Source organism: Pseudomonas sp. FFPRI_1 (assembly GCF_055384485.1).
Map to the genome: position 1 here is coordinate 4,372,748 of NZ_AP029168.1, position 16,703 is coordinate 4,389,450.

Genomic DNA, 16,703 nt, shown 5'->3' on the forward strand with positions numbered 1-16,703 from the left:
TCTCCTTCGACTGGGTATTTATCGTTTAGAACGCGGGTTTGGCAGTAGGGACTTGCATGTCGCCCAGGTACTTATGCCAGAGATGCTCCGGGTCACTCTCAACGGCGGCGATGACTTCGCGCATCTTGTCCAGCACTTCGAGGCGCTTGCCGCTGTAGACGTCGCCCTGGAGCAATTGCAGGATGTCCAGGCGATAGCGCGGGTCTTGAACGAACGCGGTGAACAGGATGTTCAGTCGGTAATAGAGCGTGATGAACTCGTACCAGTTCTTGATACCGTTTCTGATCATGCCTTCGTAGTGAGTGAAACTGGACTTGGAAAAATCGTTGTTCTTGACCGCCTCGATAATGTCGCCGCTGGCAATCCGTGCACTGTTGAGTGCAACGCTGACACCGCTGGAGAAGATCGGATCGACAAACCGGGCGGCGTCGCCGATCAGCACGAAGCTGTCACCGCACACTTCCTTCATGCCGTAGCTGTAGTCCGCCTCTTTCTTGAACGGACGAACCTGCTCCGAGGCTTTCAGGGCGTCATGGAGGTTTTCCCGGGTCTTGACCGCTTCCCAGAAGAACTCCTCGTAGGAGAGGTTGGAGTTGGTGTAGTTCTGCTTCTGCGTAACCACGCCGACACTGGTGATCGTCTCGGTGATCGGGATCTGCCAGACCCAGGTATTGGTCAACGGCAGGAAGTGAATGAAGATGTAGTCGACCTTGTCCGGGCTCTGGGTCGCGGACTTGCGGTCAAAGTTGTCAAACCAGGAATGGATCGCGAACTGGTTGAAGACCGGATCCTTTTCCCGCAACCCCAGGCGACGCCCCAGCAGCACGTTTCGCCCACTGGCATCGACCACCATCTTCGCCTTGATCTCGACGCTGCGCTTACCCAGCTTCGCATTGACGATGACATTGCCCGGACTGAGAAACTCGACATCGGCAATTTCTACCCCCTGGAACACCTTGGCCCCCAGGGACCCGGCGTGCTCCAGAAGGATCCGGTCAAACTTGCCGCGATCGACGTGGAAGGTGAAATCGCGATCCACGCCTTCCTGCTTGCGTTCATTGAAGAGGATTTCCGCTGAACGAAAATCGTGATCCAGCCCCTGGAACCCCATCTTGTCCTCCGGGCCAGAGTCCGCCGACGTCCAGGCAGCACCGAACTTCTTCGGGAAGTTGGCCTTTTCAATCTTTTCCATCACCCCGATATCCAGCAGCACCGGGGTGGTGGCCGGCACCAGGGACTCGCCGACATGCTCGCGCTCGAACAGCTCCTTTTCGAAGACAGCGCATTTGACACCCGCCTTTGCCAGGTAGGAGGCCATGGTCGAACCCGCCGGGCCTCCCCCGATAATCACTACATCATAATCATGATCGTTCATTGCACACTCCCTGTTATGCGCACTCGGCCTTTAGTTGTTCGACGGTCTTAACTATTGCATTCAGGTCTTTGAAGTACCTGCCGGTGATATGCGTGCTTGGTATCGAAACACCCATCTCATCCCGAATGTAAACCATCAGTTTGACGATATTCATGGAGTTCAGAACGCCCCACTCAAGTAGTGGAGTCTGGTCATTAAGCTCATCGTCTTTTGCACTTGGCCCGATCAGATCTTCCATGATGTACCGACGAATTTTTTCTTTTACTTCATCTCTTTCCATAGACGTTCGCTCCTGAAGTCAACAACCGTGGATTGGAAAAACCCGTCCACCTTCCGCAATAAGAGCGCACTTGTGAATAGCCTGTTTTGCAAAGCGCCTTTGCAGAATTGCAAAGGCAAAGAGCCCCCAGCTACATGGGTGCCAGAGAACTTAACAATGTTTCACATCAATGACGGTCACCCGCCGACTGATGCTTTAGGGGGGGCCAAGCATAGTTTTGCCATCCAGCGCAATTAGTCTCTTGACCTATGTCCGCATCCGGATAGCGCAACCTCAGCCTGGCACTTAACGCCGCTACGGGCTGCGTCAAAATGACCACCCGGCAACTGAAACGTTATGAATTAATTTTTTCAGGAGCAGCGAAACGGGGCCTTCGGCATGGCTTGACAAACAAAAAGCCTAGCCGTACTAAGGAGGTTGTCCTGATCTATTTGTAATTTGCCTTTACAAAAATAAGACACAGCAAAATCTAAAAGGATTTAGAAATGAAGGCGCTAGGCGTTGTCAATGACATAGACCTTTATATCTCCGTTACCAAGACGGGTAGTTTCTCCGAAACAGGAAGACTACTTGGTATCCCTCCCTCATCAGTGATGCGCAGAATAAACAGCCTGGAAAAGGAGCTGGAGACCTGTTTATTCAATCGCTCGACAAAATGCCTGGTTCTTACCGAAATAGGCCTACTCTTTCTCGAGCACGCAAAGAGCATTTCAAAATGCATCGGGCATGCCAGGTCTGACGTCAAGGAACATACCGCCTCGACTTTGGGCGTTCTTAAAGTATCAGCCCCCGTGGCGTTTGGCCGACGTCATGTTGCGCCCTTGTTGAGCCGGATCTTGAATCATCATCCCGGCTTGAAAATCGACTTCTCGTTGAATGACAAAGTTCTCGACCCGAGCACCGACAATGTCGATGTGTGCATCAAACTAGGCATATTGCCGGACAGTGACTTGATCCCATCGAAACTTGCAGACATGCGACGCGTACTCTGTGCAAGTCCGGAGTACATCCGCCAGCGCGGCTGCCCGCAGACCCTGGATGACCTGTACGAACATGCCTGCCTGATCCACAGCACCTGCAGCAACTTTTCCCTGACCTGGCAATTCATGGTGGACGGGCAGATCAAGAAGCTGATCCCCAACGGCCGGCTTTCGGTCAACAGTGCAGAGTTGCTGGTGGATGGCGCCCTTCAGGGCATCGGAATCATTCATGCACCCACCTGGCTGGTCCATGAGCAGATTGCCAGCGGCCAACTGGTGTCCATTCTCGATGAGTATTGCGTCGCCGATCCGCGGCAGGGGGCGATCTATGCCCTGCGGGCGCGCAGCAGCGTGGTACCGGCAAAGACCAGTCTGTTCATCAATGAGCTGAAGCGCTCGATCGGCAGCACACCCTACTGGGAACTGCCCTTTGACAAGGAAACACCTCGGCCCCTGGCAGCCCTGCATTTCGACGGCGCGCTACATGCGTCACATTCCAGATCCATCACGATGCAGGAAAAGAGCCGGCCATGATGAACAAGTACGACGTGATTATCATTGGAAGCGGCATCAGCGGCGCGCTGACCGCCGCGATCCTCGCGAGGTCCGGGTTGAGCGTGCTGATCCTCGACTCGGCCCAGCACCCGAGGTTTTCCATTGGTGAAGCCACGACACCGGAAAGCGGCGTGCTGTTGCGCCTGCTCTCGCGGCGTTTCGACATCCCTGAAATCGCCCACCTGTCCTCCCCCGATCAAATCATCGAGCATGTTGGCTCGAGCGCCTGCGGGATCAAGCTGGGGTTCAGCTTTGCCTGGCATCAACAGGGAGCGGCGTCTTCCCCCGAGCATCTGGTTGCCCCGCCGCTGAAAGTGCCGGAAGCGCACCTCTTCCGTCAGGACATCGATTATTTCGCCCTGCTGATTGCCTTGAAATATGGGGCTGAATCACGGCAGAACATCAAGATCGAGGGCATCACCCTCACCTCCGATGGCGTCGAGGTGGCGTTGGCCAATGCCGCCCCGGTGCAGGCGGCGTTCATCATCGATGCGGCGGCCCAGGGCGCCCCGCTGGCCCGGCAACTGGGGGTGCGCACCACCGAGGGGCTGGCGACCGACACCTGCTCGTTCTTCACTCACATGCTCAACGTCAAGAGCTACGAAGACGCGCTTGCCCCCCTGTCTCGTAGCCGCGCGCCCATTGCGTTGTTCCAGAGCACCCTGCATCACATCTTCGAGGAAGGCTGGCTGTGGGTCATCCCGTTCAATAACCACCCACAGGGCACCAACCCCTTGTGCAGCGTCGGCTTTCAGTTCAACAACGCCAAGTATCGCCCCACCGAGGCGCCCGAGATCGAGTTTCGCAAACTGCTGAAGAAATACCCGGCCATCGCCGAGCACTTCAAGGATGCAGTCAATGCCAGGGAATGGATCTACGCCCCGCGAATCAACTACCGCAGCGTACAGAGTGTTGGAGATCGTTTCTGCCTGCTCCCCCAGGCCACGGGGTTCATCGACCCGTTGTTCTCCAGAGGGCTGATCACCACCTTCGAGTCAATCCTGCGGCTGGCTCCCAAGGTGCTCGAGGCCGCACGCACCCAGCGCTGGCAACGGGAGCATTTCATCGAGGTCGAGCGCCATTGCCTGAACGCGGTCAGCACCAATGACCAGTTGGTTTCCTGCTCCTATGAGGCCTTCAGCGACTTTCACCTGTGGAACGTCTGGCATCGGGTGTGGCTCAGCGGTTCCAACCTGGGCAGTGCGTTCCTGCAAGGCCTGCTGCGTGACCTGGAACACAGCGGTGACTGTGATCAGTTCGACGCCGCGCTACAGGCCGCACGCTTTCCTGGGTGCCTGTCCTTGAACTCGCCGGCCTACGAAAGCCTGTTCGCACAGTCGTGCCAGGTGGTTCAACGCGCCAGGGAACTGGCTGCGCCAGTGGCGGAAACGGCCAGGAAGCTGCATGAGCTGATCAAGGAGCATGAGTCCGAATTACTGCCCTTCGGCTATTCGCAGATTTCCAATCGCTTTATCGTCAAGACCTGAATGCCCAGCCGGGCTCGATGCCGGTCAGTGATCGGCATCACACCGCGCCAGCCAGCAGGCTGCAAGCCTGCCCCCCAGCGTGAATTGCCGGGCCGGATACAGGTCCGAACCCGCACGGCCATTGATGCTTGTACGCCGGGCATGGGTCGATAGGCCAGCAAGCACCTCCCCCGGGGCAGGGATCAAGCCAGCAACTCGGTGATCCAGCGGACCTGTCGGCGAATGTCTTGCACCTTGTCCTCGGGCACCCGTTGTTGCGCCCGGGCGAAGTGGGCCAGGGTCTTGTGCCGGACTCGCAGCAGCCGCTGCCACTTGGCCAGAAACGCCGGGCTGCGGACCTGCATCTGCAACGGGCCAAAGTACAGCTCCCGGGCACTGTAGGTCACAGGCCCAGTGCGTTCGGCGACGATGATTTCGTAGTCGAAGCGGTTCTCCCGCAGCACTTCCTCGAAGACGATGCGGTAGCCGTTTTCCATCAGCCACTGGCGCAATGGCTGCTCGCCGCCGTTGGGTTGCAGGATCAGTTGTTCCTGACCGCTCAGCTGTGCCTTGCCGCTGTCGAGAATGTCGCGAATGGTTTCGCCACCCATGCCACAGAGGCTGATGGCCGTGACCGCATCGCCCGGTTCAATCGCCGCCAGGCCATTGGCCAGGCGCACGCTGATCCGCTGCGCCAGCCCGCTTGCGCCGACCGTGCGTTGCGCTGCATGAAACGGCGTCAGTGCGATTTCACCCGCCACCGCCGCGGTGATGAGGCCACGCTGCATCAGCGCCACCGGCAGGTAGCCGTGGTCCGAACCGATATCGGCCAGGCGTGCACCTGGGGGTACGTGCGCCGCCACGCGCTCCAGGCGCATGGACAATGTCTGTCGATTCAACTGCTAACCCTTGTCACTACGAACATCCGGCACCGATGGCCGGATCGGGGGGCGATTCTGTCGATCAACGCCGCGCATTTCAACTTTATGTGATCAAGCTCATGCTTCGATCCGTCGCAATCATCCCTCACACGCTCATTTTGCCCGCTTGGCTGGCGCATAGAGCGCCGGCGACAGCTGTCAGGAACCAAGGAGTTCTGGGCTTTGAATTGAATACCGGGGACAGCCGGTTGTTGATAATCTGGCGCGTTTACAGCAAGGACCTGAACCATGCGGCGCATCGTGATATTGGGCAACGCAGGAAGCGGCAAGTCGACCCTTGCGCGCAAGCTAGGCAGCCGCCTGGGACTACCCGTGGTCCACCTGGACAGGTTGTTCTGGGAGCCTGGCTGGGTCGAAGCCGATAGCGAGGTTTTCCGCAGCCGGGTTCGACAAGCCCTCTGCGAGGATGAATGGATCTGCGAGGGCAACTATTCGCGGCGAACCTTCGATTTACGCTTGCCTCGTGCCGACCTGGTCATTTGGCTCGATACCCACCGAGCCACCTGCTTGAGGCGAGTGATGCTGCGCAGTGCGTTGAACCGGCCCCGTGCGGATCTGCCTTGCGGCTGTATCGAGAAGTTGGACCGGGAGTTCTTGAAATTCCTCAATTTCATCTGGAACTTCGACCGGGTAAACCGCCCTGGCATCGAGGCGGTGCGCCTGGCCATCGGGCCGCAGGTTCCGGTGATCCATCTACGCAGTGCTCAAGAGTTGTCAGGATTCCTGGATGACCTGCCCACCCGCACTCAGGTCACCGCCCAGCGGCAACCCTAGCGCGTTGCAGTTACGCCAGCTGCGGCAACACCATCCCTGTGTTCGCTCCGGGAGCGATTTGCCCTGCACATTGCAAGGCCCCTGCTAAAGCGCAAGAACGAGGCAGTATTCGCTTTGCGCAGGCTGATTCGCAGCAGGTTCTTCAAGCAGGAACCCACAGCGGTCGAGCACTTTTCTGGAGCCGATATTTTCCTTGAAGACATAAGCCACCAGCTGCCTCAGTTGCCAGCGCACCTGGGCCTGCTGAATCAGGTGTTTCAGCGCCAGCGTCGCCAGGCCCTGGCCACAGAGCTGCTGATCCACCCGATAGCCGACTTGTGCCACACCCTGCGCTGGGTTGATGCTTTTCAGATTGGCGCGGCCGACGATCCGCTCATCGGCGTCCTCGATGACAAAGGGGTGCCAGGTCCCCTGCGCCAGGCCGCACAGATACTCTTCTATGTGCTCGCCGACGCCCTGCACAGAGTAGAACGCAGGGTCACGCGCATCGATCTGGGATTCGAACCATTCGCGGTTACGCACTTCGAATGCCAACAATCCATCGACATCGGTGCTTCGCAACTCACGCACCTTGAATCTTGCCATGGGTGCCCTCTCCTTTACCGCGTTTCGAAAGCCGGACACCCTGATGGTGTCAGCGCCAGGAACTTGCGCAGCACAGCATCACGACTTGATCATCGATGACTGCACTCACTCAAACGTACGGCCGATCTTCGCAGTGTCCTTGGAGAACCAGATCCCCGTCACTTTGCCGGTTAAATCGGCCAGTGCGACCTGGCCCATGAAGCGGCTGTCGTTACTGCCATCGCGGTTGTCCCCCAGCAGGTAAACATGGCCCGATTCAACCTGGAGCGGCGCCAGGTCCAGCGAGTAGTCCTTTCTAACCCGGTCGGCAGGCGCGAAGAACAGCCCGAGGTTCTGCCCGTTGACGATCAACTCGCCGTTGGCGATTTGCAGGGTGTCGCCTGCCACGGCGGCAATACGCTTGGTCGCCTCGGTAGCGTTGAACCGGTACACCACGATGTCGCCAACCTTAGGTTGGCTGTAGCGGGTGTTCGTGACGATGTAATCATCGATCTCCAAGGTCGGCACCATCGAGCCGCTGGGGATGTGGTACAGCTGATAACCCAGCACCGGCGACCTGAGCGGATAGAGCAGCACCAGGGTGATGACAGAGAGCGCGGCCACATAAAGGAGATGGCAGCCCAGGCTGGGCAGCGTCGTTGCCGCATCGGTTCGACGACACAGCACTGCCGCGGCGATGGCCGACGTCAGCTTGACCAGGACAATGAACGCAAGGAGCCCATACAGCCCTTTGGGGCTTGCCAGCCATCCCAGCACGCCCGCCAGGATCAGCCCCCCGTACAGCACGGCGGCGACACGCAGCGCCCATTTGACCCGTCCGACATACACCAGCCCCCAGCCGGCGATCAGGCAGGACATGACAAAGGCAGCAGAGGGCAATCGAGGAGAAGGCATAAGGTTCACTGTGCTTGATTGAGGTTTCACCACCGATGTGGCAACGCAAAAGCCTGATGGGACGGTTCGAACAGAGCGGTTTCGTGGCAAACGACCATGACCGTCTCGACAGGCGGGTCATCCATCACCGCCCTGGTGCACAGGCAGTGATCGGCCAGCTGTGGCCAATCTGCTGTGCCTTGGGCGGGCGAACGGCAAATGTTCTCGACCCGGGCAGGTGCCAAGGCCCCATCCTCGCGGCATGGGTCGTCGGCCCGCCTGCCGCTGACAGAGGCACGAATGCCGCTGCGGCCTGTACCCCCGGATCAGCTTTCAGAGGACTGGAGCGAATCTTCAGCGGACTCGGCCGCCAGCTTCAAGCGGTCCGCCTTGCTGATGTACTTGGGCTTGTTTTTCGGCGCCAGTTTGGCACTGGCTTTTTTGGCGTGGGCCTCTAATAGCTGCTTGATCTTTTTGCGGCGATTCATGGGTTTCTACTCGGTTTTTGCATTCGTCGAATGATATCAGCTTGAATGTTGGCGTCGCTGCCCATGCCGCGTTATTGGTCCAGGCCGTTATGCCCATGACCTCATGCGGCTGGATTCGATGCCTCCAGTAACTGGGCAATGCGCTTGCGCAACGCCCCATGGGTTGGCTCGGCATAGGCAATCGCGGTTTTCCAATCGTAGAACCAGACGGGCATCTTGCGTTTCTGCTCCGGCTCGGTGGCATAGCGCGGGAAAATATGACAGTGCAGCTCCGGCTCCGAGTTGCCGAGAATTTCATAGTTCATGCGCGAGGCCCCCGTGGCCTGCAAAACCGCATCGCCGATGCGCGCCATGTCCAGCAGGTAGGTCGCTCGGGCTTCGGCATCCAGATCATTGAGGCTGGGAACCACGGGGTCAGGCAGCAACAGGCAGTAGCCCTCCAGGAACTGCACATCGCCCATGACCGCCCAACCGGAGGCCATCCGGCAAATGACTTTATCGTTGGCGCCAATACGCGCCAGTTCTACTCGTTGTGAAATCAGTGACATGCACAATCCTTGATGATGAAGTGTGGGCTTGCAGGAGCCTGAGCCAGGGCCAGGGCCAGCGAGCCGGTTAACTTTTTGCCTGTTTGCTCGACCAGATCTGCCTGGGGGTTGCCGGGATTGATACGCAGAGTGCCTTGCGCTACATCGGCCAGGCCATGCGCTTAGGCCTCCCCCGACTGCACATCCAGGCCAATACAGGTCGCTGCGAACAGGCAGCGATCAACCCCCTCTTTAGCCGACGGCAGTTGAGCGAAAGACCTGCCGAATCGCTGCTCGTACCCAAGGTCAACGCGCGCCTGACTGTTGATGTCAACGGTGGCGCCCAGGTCCTGGAACCGCCTCTGAACCGCGCGGATGGCTTCATTCTCAGCCTCCCAGGACTGGTCATTGCGAGGTCAAAGACCCCATCGTCCTTCCCCAGGCGGCCGGCAATTGCGACTGGCGGTTGCCTACCGTCTGGAACAGGCCGCCGGCGCTGAGCCTGCACGGCTTCCCTCCGAGTGAAGGCCCGCGTGAGTCGATACCTAAGCCACTCCCGGCGGCCAGGGTTTGCAGTCCTGGCGATCAGGCGGCTCAAACAATTCCTGCTCCCACGCCTCGAACTTCGGCATGGCGCTGTACCCCGGATCGCAATACTGGCGGATATATTGCGCAGCCCTGAACTCTGCATACTTGGCATTCACCGGAACGCCCTGCTCATCCAACTCCAGTACATTGGCAAAGATCGCATAGGCGATCTCCAGCATGCTCGGTTCCTCGACCAAGCAGGCGCGATAGTCCACGCCTTCCAGCAACGGATAGCCAAGAGTGCCGTTGGCGACCCAAAAACTGAATGTTCTCAGCGCCCCGGAAAACTCCGGGCTCAGCTTCTTCGGGTAGTGCATCTTCAGCCCCTCTCCATGGTCTCGCGTCGGGGCGGATTCTCGGCTGCAGATCGTTTCCAAGGCAAGGCCCAAGTTGACTGGATCGCTCGCTTTCGAGCAAAAACCACCTTGCGGTTTGCGGCACCCGCGCAACCCGTCACAATGCTCGGCATTTGATCCGCTGTACCGGGTACAGCCCAGCCCCACTGCAAGGACCGCCCATGGATTTTCTGAAAAAACTCTTCAATGCCTTCAACAAGCCCCGCCCACAACAGCTCGAACCCGGCCTTGCCACGGCGGCCCCGGCCCCGGCCACTACTGACACCAATGACACCGCTGCACCCTTCGACCTGAGCCCAGCCGAGCAGGCCAACCAGGCGCTTCGCGATGCCTCTGCTGCCAGCCTCGACCGTCACTGGCAGACCGTCGGCACCTGCGAAACCGATGTCCTGGGCTACATGATCAGCCCCAGCCTGATGGGCGGCCCGGACTGGCCCTCGACCCGCCAGGCCTTTCGTATCGTCCGTCGCCCCCACTCCCTGCTGCTTGCGACCGAAGGCCTCAGCGACCCGTTCGACGGCGTCGAGGGCGATGACCTGGGCAATGGCTTTGAAATGGAGCTGTTCATTGAAACCCCGGACATCCCCGCCCACGCCCAAGGCCCGGTGGGCGATGTCGCGCCCTTCGTCAACAGCTGGACCTTCGAACTGCTGCGCCATGTCGCCAACACCGTGGCCGAGGCCGGCGGCATTACCCATCAACTGGCACAACACGGCGTGCTGTCCCTGGAGCTGCCCGGGTTCAGCCAGTCCCATGCCATGAGTGAGCAACTGCCCGCGCACTTCGCCACCGAGGACGACTGCGTCGGCGTGCTGCTCGGCGGCCCTGCCCCCGACTTCCCGACCCGTCTGGAAGACATGCCGCTGTCCCCGGTCAGCCTGGTGCCGCTGGTGCTGATTACCGCCGCCGAACTGGAGTTCGTGCGCCAGGGTGGCCGTGCCGCCCGGGAAGACCTGGTGAGCCGCCTGAACGCCGCCGGCCTTGGCCATGTCGTCCGCCTGGAACGCGCCAGCGTCGTCTGACCCTGGCCCCGAGCGCCCCGCCCACCGGAAGAGTTCGTCACCCGATGCAAGAACACGATGCCTATTATGCCTTCCACCTGTTCGCTGGCAGGTTTGCCGACGATCAGCAAGCCCAAGGGTTCGCCTTCGAGCAGTGGGAACCCGAGCCGGACGCCAGCGCCAGCAACGCCGAGTACCAGGCCTGGGAAGAGCGCAACCCCAGTTGGCGCCTGGAGCAGGAGCTGGGCTTCTACATGGACTCTGACTTCATCGAGCTGGTGTCCAGCCAGGACTGTCCGCAGTACCTGGAATCGCTGATCCGCGACGACGCGCAGAAGCAGCGGCTGCGCTCCCGGGTAGAGCCGGGCCACAGCCATTTCATCATCGTTGCCCAGCAGTCGATCTACGGCGACCGGCAATCGACGACGTCGGGAGCGCCTCAACGTCAGCCGTCCAGCACTGCCACCCTCGACTACCTGGGTGAGTTCAACAGATGCCCTGCATGAACAAAGCTATCGCCCTGCTGCTGGCCAGTACCTTACTCACAGGCTGTCAAAGCACTGCCGAGCGAGAAACGGAAAACAAGCTCGCCAGCCTGCGCTGCTGGCATTTTCGTGATCAGCAACCCATCACCCGGGAACAGATCAGCTATATCCGTGAACGCAGCGACAACGGCGACCTGCTGTGCAAGACCATGCTCGGCGACCTTTACGAACGAGGCCACGGCGTGCCGCAAGACGTGAGCAAGACCAAGGTCCTCTATCAAGCGGTAGCCGAGGTGAATCCCTCGGCCTACTACCAACTTGGTCGCCTGGAGGATGAAGGCATCGGCGCGCCCCCTGACTACGTCAAGGCCAGGGAATTTTACCAGCGTGCCGCGGCCCTGCCCGACAACTCGGCGAGCAAGAACCACCTGGCCAGGCTGATGGAGGACGGCAAGGGCGGACCAGAGGATCCTGAGGGCGCGTTGCGGCTGTATTTCAGCGCGCTCACCGTCAGTTGGGGTGACGCCTGGGAGGGGATCGGGCGGCTGCGCGCCAGGGGCCTGGTGCTGACGGCCGAACAGGAAAAACGCTACAACCAGGCCTGGGTCGCCAGCACCACGGCCAGGCTACGTAGCAAGCTGCGCAGCGTACAACGGGGCTTGTCGAAGAATCTCGAGCCGGGCGCTGCGAAAAGGCCGGTCAAGTTCCAGCTTGAATATATCCCGGGCTCCAATGTGCCGACGATCTCGCTGCTGGAAGGGTCGGGCGACGACGCCATTGATCAGGCCGTGCTGCAGGCCATGAGCAGCTACCGCTTTTCCGGTGAGCCGATCCTGCCCGAGGGTCAGAAAAGCTGGAAGGTGAATTCCAGTCTCCACCTGAACGTGCCGTGATACGCCCCAGGGGTTGAGCGGTGGCGCAACGCAGATGCGGCGCTCTTTTATCGGTGGCCAGGGTGCACAAAACCTCGCAACGATTCCTCTGCCCCGCGCTAGATGCTAAAAAGACCCACGGATTTCCCCTGTCACCCTTGTCGTGCCCAGTCGTACCACGAGAATCGAAATGAACACCCAGTACAACAGCGGCGCAACCGTGCGCCCTCTTCACCCTGCCCCCCATCAGCCAGCGGCGAGAGCAGCATGATCGAAGTCACCGAAGTCTCCATCGCGCAATTGCGCGCCGCCCTTGAATCCGGCCAGGCCACCGCCGTGGAACTGGTCCAGGCGTACCTGGCACGGATCGACGCCTATGACGGTCCGAACACCTCTACCGCCCTCAATGCGGTGGTGGTGCACAACCCCGATGCCCTCAGCGAGGCTCGTGCATCCGATGCCCGTCGCGCCCAGGGCCAGACCCTCGGACCGCTGGACGGCATTCCCTACACCGCCAAGGACAGCTACCTGGTCAAGGGCCTGACCGCCGCCTCCGGCAGCCCGGCCTTTGCCGACCTGGTGGCCTACCGCGACGCCTTCACCATCGAGCGCCTGCGGGCTGCCGGGGCCATCTGCCTGGGCAAGACCAACATGCCCCCCATGGCCAACGGCGGCATGCAGCGCGGGGTCTATGGCCGCGCCGAAAGCCCCTACAACGCGGACTACCTCACCGCGCCTTTCGCCTCGGGCTCATCCAACGGCGCCGGTACTGCCACCGCCGCCAGCTTTGCCGCCTTCGGCCTGGCCGAGGAGACCTGGTCCAGCGGTCGCGGCCCGGCCTCGAACAATGGCCTGTGCGCCTACACCCCGTCCCGCGGGGTGATCTCGGTGCGCGGCAACTGGCCGCTGACCCCGACCATGGACGTGGTAGTGCCCTTCGCCCGAACCATGGCCGACCTGCTGGAAGTGCTGGAGGTGGTGGTGGCCGAAGACCCGGACACCCGTGGCGACCTGTGGCGCTTGCAGCCCTGGGTGCCGATCCCCAGCGTGGCCTCGGTGCGCCCGGCGTCCTACCCGCAACTGGCGGCGGCCCCTGGCGCCCTCGCTGGCAAGCGCTTCGGCGTGCCGCGCATGTACATCAATGCCGACCCCGAGGCCGGCACCAGCGAAAAACCCGGCATCGGCGGCCCCACTGGCCAGCGCATCCACACCCGGCCTTCGGTGATCGCCCTCTGGGAGCAGGCGCGCAAGGCCCTGGAAGCGGCCGGCGCGCAGGTGCTGGAGGTGGATTTCCCCCTGGTGTCCAACTGCGAGGGCGATCGCCCCGGTGCGCCCACCGTGTACAACCGCGGGCTGGTCAGCAAGCAGTTCCTGCATGACGAGCTGTGGGAGCTGTCGGGTTGGGCCTTCGATGATTTCCTGCGGGCCAACGACGACCCCAAGCTCAATCGCCTGGCCGATGTCGACGGGCCGAAAATCTTCCCCCACGACCCCGGCACCCTGCCCAACCGTGAAGACGACCTGGCCGCCGGCATGGATGAATACGTGAACATGGCCCAGCGCGGGCTCAAGACCTGGGACCAGATCGCCAGCCTGGCGGACGGCCTGCGCGGCCTGGAGCAGACCCGGCGCATCGACCTCGAAGAGTGGATGGACCGCCTCGGGCTGGACGCCGTGCTGTTCCCCACCGTGGCCGACGTCGGCCCGGCCGATGCCGACATCAACCCCGCGTCGGCGGACATTGCCTGGAGCAACGGCGTATGGGTGGCCAACGGCAACCTCGCCATCCGCCACCTGGGGGTGCCGACCGTGACCGTGCCCATGGGGGTGATGGCGGACATCGGCATGCCGGTAGGGCTGACCTTCGCCGGCCGCGCCTATGACGATTCGAGCCTGCTGCGCCTAGCTTCGGCGTTCGAGGCCACCGGCAGCCAGCGCCTGATTCCACCGCGCACGCCGGCATTGCACCGCGGTCAGTGACGAACCGGGACCGGGGCCGCAACGGCCCCGATTCACGCCGCGGGTAATCCACTTGGCAATTGACTTGCCTGCACCAGGCTCAGACAACTGATTGCAAAGGGCTAGCGCTGCGGTCCTCTAGTGAGATCGACTATAATTCGCCCACTCACGCCATTGAGACCTCCCCATGGGAACCATCAGCCTAGAAGCCAAGAAGGCTTACGCCGCCAAGACCCGCAAATCCAACTATGCAGCCAGCCTGCGCCTGGAAGGCTTCAAGGTCTCTCCCGCAGACGCTGAGCGTGCCCTGCCTTCACGAGAGGAACTGTTGAAGGCCTTCGCCAAGTCCAAAGCCTGATGTCCGACAAATATGGAGTTGGCCAGGATCCCTACTGTTACCCCAACTCTACTGTGCTGCGTAACAAACTCGGCATTCGCAACGATCTGAGCCTGAGCACCGCTGAACAACTGTTCTCCTCCCTGGCTGCAGAAAGCCTCGAGTTCAGCCCTCCACCCTATGACCTGAACTATCTCAAGAGCATCCACCTGACTCTGTTCGAGGACCTGTATGACTGGGCCGGAGAACTTCGAACAGTGGGCATATCCAAGCAGGACACACGCTTCTGCCAACCGGCCTACATGGAGAAAGAAGCCGGCAAGATCTTCAAGATCATGGCCGCGGCCAACTGGTTCGACGGCATGCAGCGTACAGAACTGATAGCCGCTGTTGCCCATGCCTATTCCGAACTCAATGTAGTGCATCCATTTCGCGACGGTAATGGCCGAGCACAACGCATCCTGTTCGAACACCTGATCATGAATGCCGGGTTTGAAATCAGCTGGTGGGGCATCGAAAGCGATGAGTGGATCCTGGCCAATATCGCTGCCTACAACGGCCACCTGGAGCCTATGGAACAGGTCTTCCAGCGCTGCATCGGCCAGCCGATTCACGCCTGATCCGAGCGTGTCAAAGGCGCCTCATGCAGGCTCCGGCCCTGGCTCTGCAAACTCCCTCACTGCTCATCCTCTGGCCGCAATGGCGAGTGCTGCCAATCGAAGTGGGTGAGCAACTGCCGGCACAGGTCGTCCAACTGCGGGTGATAGTGGTGGGTATGGGGCACGGGCAACTGCGGCTCGCCATGGCCGAAGCCCAGTGCGTGCAGGGCCGTGACGTAGTCTTCCACTGGTCCGTAGCCGTAGATCAGGTTGTGCCGATCCCAGACCACGGTGGCCTGCTGCTCGGGCGAGTGGACCCACAGGTCGAAACGGCTGTCGCCACAGAGCAGTGGCTTGAAGTCGTAGATGAAATCCTGAACGTCTTCACGCGATAGCTCCGGACTCCAGTAGCGGCCGGCTTGCGATTCGTCCCGGGGCGTGTGCAGCACGAACAGCAGCACCAGCGGCTCGGCCAGGCAGCCCAGCAGGCTGAGCAGGACCTGCGGGTCCGAGCCTGGGGCACCCGCCACCACGCGCTGCCCGTCGCCGATGGGAGCAACCACGAATACCGGCGGATAACTGTGCTCCACCCACTGGTTGTCTATCATGTGCCCAAGTCTGTACATAGCCAGCCTGATCCTCCTGATCAATTCCTAGGTTTAGCCAAAAAGGCCGCGCATTATGCCGTACCCGGCAGGGCCGCTCACTGCCTGATTGACCCAACAGCGCGCTGCAGCAGAGCCCGCCAAGGTCATCCCCTGCGCGCTTCATGCCCTGATTCGCGACGGCCCACCGCTGGCCCCACAGCAACCCCAGCCACGGGTGCCCTGCTGGAGTTTCACCCAGACCCTGCGTTGCGCGGCGCCCCTGAACCTGGTGCGCGACAGCCTGCCGGGGCTGGATCAGCCGCTGCCCCAGGGCCCCTTCAGCCTGCGCCAGTTGCTGCGGTATCAGGCCGGAGAGTGACCAGGGCCAGGTCGAAACCCGGGCCCTGGCGCATGTGCGCCACGCACTGGCGTGGCTAGCCATAGGGCACTGCCACAGGCACAGGAAAACTCGCATGCCGACAAGACTGATCGGGCGCCACGGATCCTGCCGTTTCCCACAGCGGCTGACGTACAATTCCCAGCCTTCAGGGACAGCCAACACCAGGACGACCATGACCACACACAGCATCACCCTTGCCAACGGCTGGACTGCAAAATTCACCGAGCAAGGCGAGTTCCGCATGGGCGCCGTCGGCTGGAACCTGCAGTTGCACGGCCCCGAGCAACAGGCCATCCGCTATTTCGAAAGCCAGATCGTGCTGGTCAACGACGAGGATGGCGTGCAGGCACGAAAAGCCATCAGCCTCTCCGAGGATGGGGTCTACGGTTACCTGGGCAGCGACATGAGCCATGGCTGGGTGATCGACTTCTCCCGCGGCATGATCGCGCCCCACCGGGTGACGATTTCCCACTACCACCACGCCTATGACGAATACATCTCGCTGCTGGAGCAGCCGGCGTACAAACGGGTGCGGGAGTACATCAGAGTCATCGGTCGGACTTACTACCTGACCTTCCCCCTGACCCGGGACGAGGACTTTCCCAAGGTCTGGGAGGAGTACCTGGTGATACGCCGGCGGCAGCTGGACGAGCTGTATTTTTGCAACTGAGCCTG

General features: G+C 60.9%; 21 protein-coding genes. 11 read left to right on the plus strand and 10 right to left on the minus strand.

Annotation, left to right across the window (positions count from 1 at the left end; all coding sequences use genetic code 11):
* Positions 1 to 25 precede the first annotated feature (25 nt).
* Both ACZ5BO_RS19305 and ACZ5BO_RS19310 read right to left on the minus strand, forming a co-directional pair.
* Entirely contained in the window at positions 26 to 1,375 is a 1,350-nt protein-coding gene (locus ACZ5BO_RS19305) for an NAD(P)/FAD-dependent oxidoreductase (protein ID WP_025131884.1), read from the minus strand.
* Between the two features lie 13 nt (positions 1,376 to 1,388).
* A complete protein-coding gene (locus ACZ5BO_RS19310; RefSeq protein WP_025131885.1) occupies positions 1,389 to 1,655 on the minus strand; it encodes an acyl carrier protein in 267 nt (88 codons plus the stop codon).
* Between the two features lie 485 nt (positions 1,656 to 2,140).
* On the opposite strand from ACZ5BO_RS19310, the gene ACZ5BO_RS19315 reads away from it, so the two are divergent.
* Positions 2,141 to 3,169, plus strand: a complete 1,029-nt coding sequence (locus ACZ5BO_RS19315) for a LysR family transcriptional regulator (RefSeq protein ID WP_025131886.1) — start codon at positions 2,141 to 2,143, stop codon at positions 3,167 to 3,169.
* Positions 3,166 to 4,677: an NAD(P)/FAD-dependent oxidoreductase gene (locus tag ACZ5BO_RS19320; RefSeq protein WP_464696145.1), complete on the plus strand. Its 1,512-nt coding sequence runs from the start codon at positions 3,166 to 3,168 to the stop codon at positions 4,675 to 4,677. The genes ACZ5BO_RS19315 and ACZ5BO_RS19320 overlap by 4 nt, the downstream gene beginning before the upstream one ends.
* A 182-nt stretch (positions 4,678 to 4,859) precedes the next feature.
* Here the strand turns inward: ACZ5BO_RS19320 and ACZ5BO_RS19325 are convergent, their stop codons facing one another.
* A complete protein-coding gene (locus tag ACZ5BO_RS19325; RefSeq protein ID WP_081818734.1) occupies positions 4,860 to 5,555 on the minus strand; it encodes a tRNA (adenine(22)-N(1))-methyltransferase in 696 nt (231 codons plus the stop codon).
* Between the two features lie 270 nt (positions 5,556 to 5,825).
* On the opposite strand from ACZ5BO_RS19325, the gene ACZ5BO_RS19330 reads away from it, so the two are divergent.
* On the plus strand, positions 5,826 to 6,371 hold the full coding sequence (locus tag ACZ5BO_RS19330; protein WP_464696146.1) for a P-loop NTPase family protein: 546 nt from the start codon (positions 5,826 to 5,828) through the stop codon (positions 6,369 to 6,371).
* An 84-nt stretch (positions 6,372 to 6,455) separates the two neighbouring features.
* On the opposite strand, the gene ACZ5BO_RS19335 is transcribed toward ACZ5BO_RS19330, so the two are convergent.
* From ACZ5BO_RS19335 to ACZ5BO_RS19360, 6 genes are all read right to left on the minus strand, one after another.
* Entirely contained in the window at positions 6,456 to 6,956 is a 501-nt protein-coding gene (locus ACZ5BO_RS19335; protein WP_464696147.1) for a GNAT family N-acetyltransferase, read from the minus strand.
* A gap of 105 nt (positions 6,957 to 7,061) precedes the next feature.
* Positions 7,062 to 7,814 (minus strand): signal peptidase I, encoded by a 753-nt coding sequence (gene lepB, locus ACZ5BO_RS19340; RefSeq protein ID WP_464696148.1) that lies wholly within the window; start codon positions 7,812 to 7,814, stop codon positions 7,062 to 7,064.
* A gap of 341 nt (positions 7,815 to 8,155) precedes the next feature.
* Entirely contained in the window at positions 8,156 to 8,317 is a 162-nt protein-coding gene (locus ACZ5BO_RS19345) for a DUF2986 domain-containing protein (protein ID WP_081818735.1), read from the minus strand.
* Between the two features lie 101 nt (positions 8,318 to 8,418).
* Complete coding sequence (locus ACZ5BO_RS19350) at positions 8,419 to 8,865, minus strand: HIT family protein (protein ID WP_464696149.1); 447 nt, start codon at positions 8,863 to 8,865, stop codon at positions 8,419 to 8,421.
* Positions 8,866 to 9,026: 161 nt separating this feature from the next.
* Positions 9,027 to 9,221, minus strand: coding sequence for a hypothetical protein (locus ACZ5BO_RS19355; protein ID WP_464701324.1), 195 nt, complete (start codon positions 9,219 to 9,221; stop codon positions 9,027 to 9,029).
* A 168-nt stretch (positions 9,222 to 9,389) separates the two neighbouring features.
* Positions 9,390 to 9,749 (minus strand): DUF7677 family protein, encoded by a 360-nt coding sequence (locus tag ACZ5BO_RS19360; RefSeq protein WP_025131893.1) that lies wholly within the window; start codon positions 9,747 to 9,749, stop codon positions 9,390 to 9,392.
* Between the two features lie 200 nt (positions 9,750 to 9,949).
* On the opposite strand from ACZ5BO_RS19360, the gene ACZ5BO_RS19365 reads away from it, so the two are divergent.
* From ACZ5BO_RS19365 to ACZ5BO_RS19390, 6 genes are all read left to right on the plus strand, one after another.
* Positions 9,950 to 10,810, plus strand: a complete 861-nt coding sequence (locus ACZ5BO_RS19365) for a suppressor of fused domain protein (RefSeq protein ID WP_464696150.1) — start codon at positions 9,950 to 9,952, stop codon at positions 10,808 to 10,810.
* A gap of 44 nt (positions 10,811 to 10,854) precedes the next feature.
* Positions 10,855 to 11,295: a hypothetical protein gene (locus ACZ5BO_RS19370; RefSeq protein ID WP_464696151.1), complete on the plus strand. Its 441-nt coding sequence runs from the start codon at positions 10,855 to 10,857 to the stop codon at positions 11,293 to 11,295.
* On the plus strand, positions 11,283 to 12,167 hold the full coding sequence (locus ACZ5BO_RS19375) for a tetratricopeptide repeat protein (protein WP_464696152.1): 885 nt from the start codon (positions 11,283 to 11,285) through the stop codon (positions 12,165 to 12,167). Before ACZ5BO_RS19370 ends, ACZ5BO_RS19375 begins: the two co-directional genes overlap by 13 nt.
* A 246-nt stretch (positions 12,168 to 12,413) precedes the next feature.
* The gene (locus ACZ5BO_RS19380; protein ID WP_464696153.1) at positions 12,414 to 14,126 is read left to right on the plus strand and encodes an amidase; all 1,713 of its coding nucleotides are present in this window, start codon (positions 12,414 to 12,416) and stop codon (positions 14,124 to 14,126) included.
* A gap of 166 nt (positions 14,127 to 14,292) precedes the next feature.
* Positions 14,293 to 14,463 (plus strand): YhfG family protein, encoded by a 171-nt coding sequence (locus ACZ5BO_RS19385; RefSeq protein WP_115658651.1) that lies wholly within the window; start codon positions 14,293 to 14,295, stop codon positions 14,461 to 14,463.
* Positions 14,463 to 15,062, plus strand: a complete 600-nt coding sequence (locus ACZ5BO_RS19390; protein ID WP_464696154.1) for a putative adenosine monophosphate-protein transferase Fic — start codon at positions 14,463 to 14,465, stop codon at positions 15,060 to 15,062. The genes ACZ5BO_RS19385 and ACZ5BO_RS19390 overlap by 1 nt, the downstream gene beginning before the upstream one ends.
* A 56-nt stretch (positions 15,063 to 15,118) precedes the next feature.
* Here the strand turns inward: ACZ5BO_RS19390 and ACZ5BO_RS19395 are convergent, their stop codons facing one another.
* On the minus strand, positions 15,119 to 15,649 hold the full coding sequence (locus tag ACZ5BO_RS19395; RefSeq protein ID WP_464696155.1) for a hypothetical protein: 531 nt from the start codon (positions 15,647 to 15,649) through the stop codon (positions 15,119 to 15,121).
* A 106-nt stretch (positions 15,650 to 15,755) separates the two neighbouring features.
* On the opposite strand from ACZ5BO_RS19395, the gene ACZ5BO_RS19400 reads away from it, so the two are divergent.
* Together ACZ5BO_RS19400 and ACZ5BO_RS19405 are read left to right on the plus strand one after the other, a co-directional pair.
* Complete coding sequence (locus ACZ5BO_RS19400; RefSeq protein WP_464696156.1) at positions 15,756 to 16,007, plus strand: hypothetical protein; 252 nt, start codon at positions 15,756 to 15,758, stop codon at positions 16,005 to 16,007.
* A gap of 193 nt (positions 16,008 to 16,200) precedes the next feature.
* Positions 16,201 to 16,698, plus strand: a complete 498-nt coding sequence (locus ACZ5BO_RS19405) for a hypothetical protein (RefSeq protein ID WP_025131900.1) — start codon at positions 16,201 to 16,203, stop codon at positions 16,696 to 16,698.
* The last annotated feature ends 5 nt before the right edge of the window (positions 16,699 to 16,703 follow it).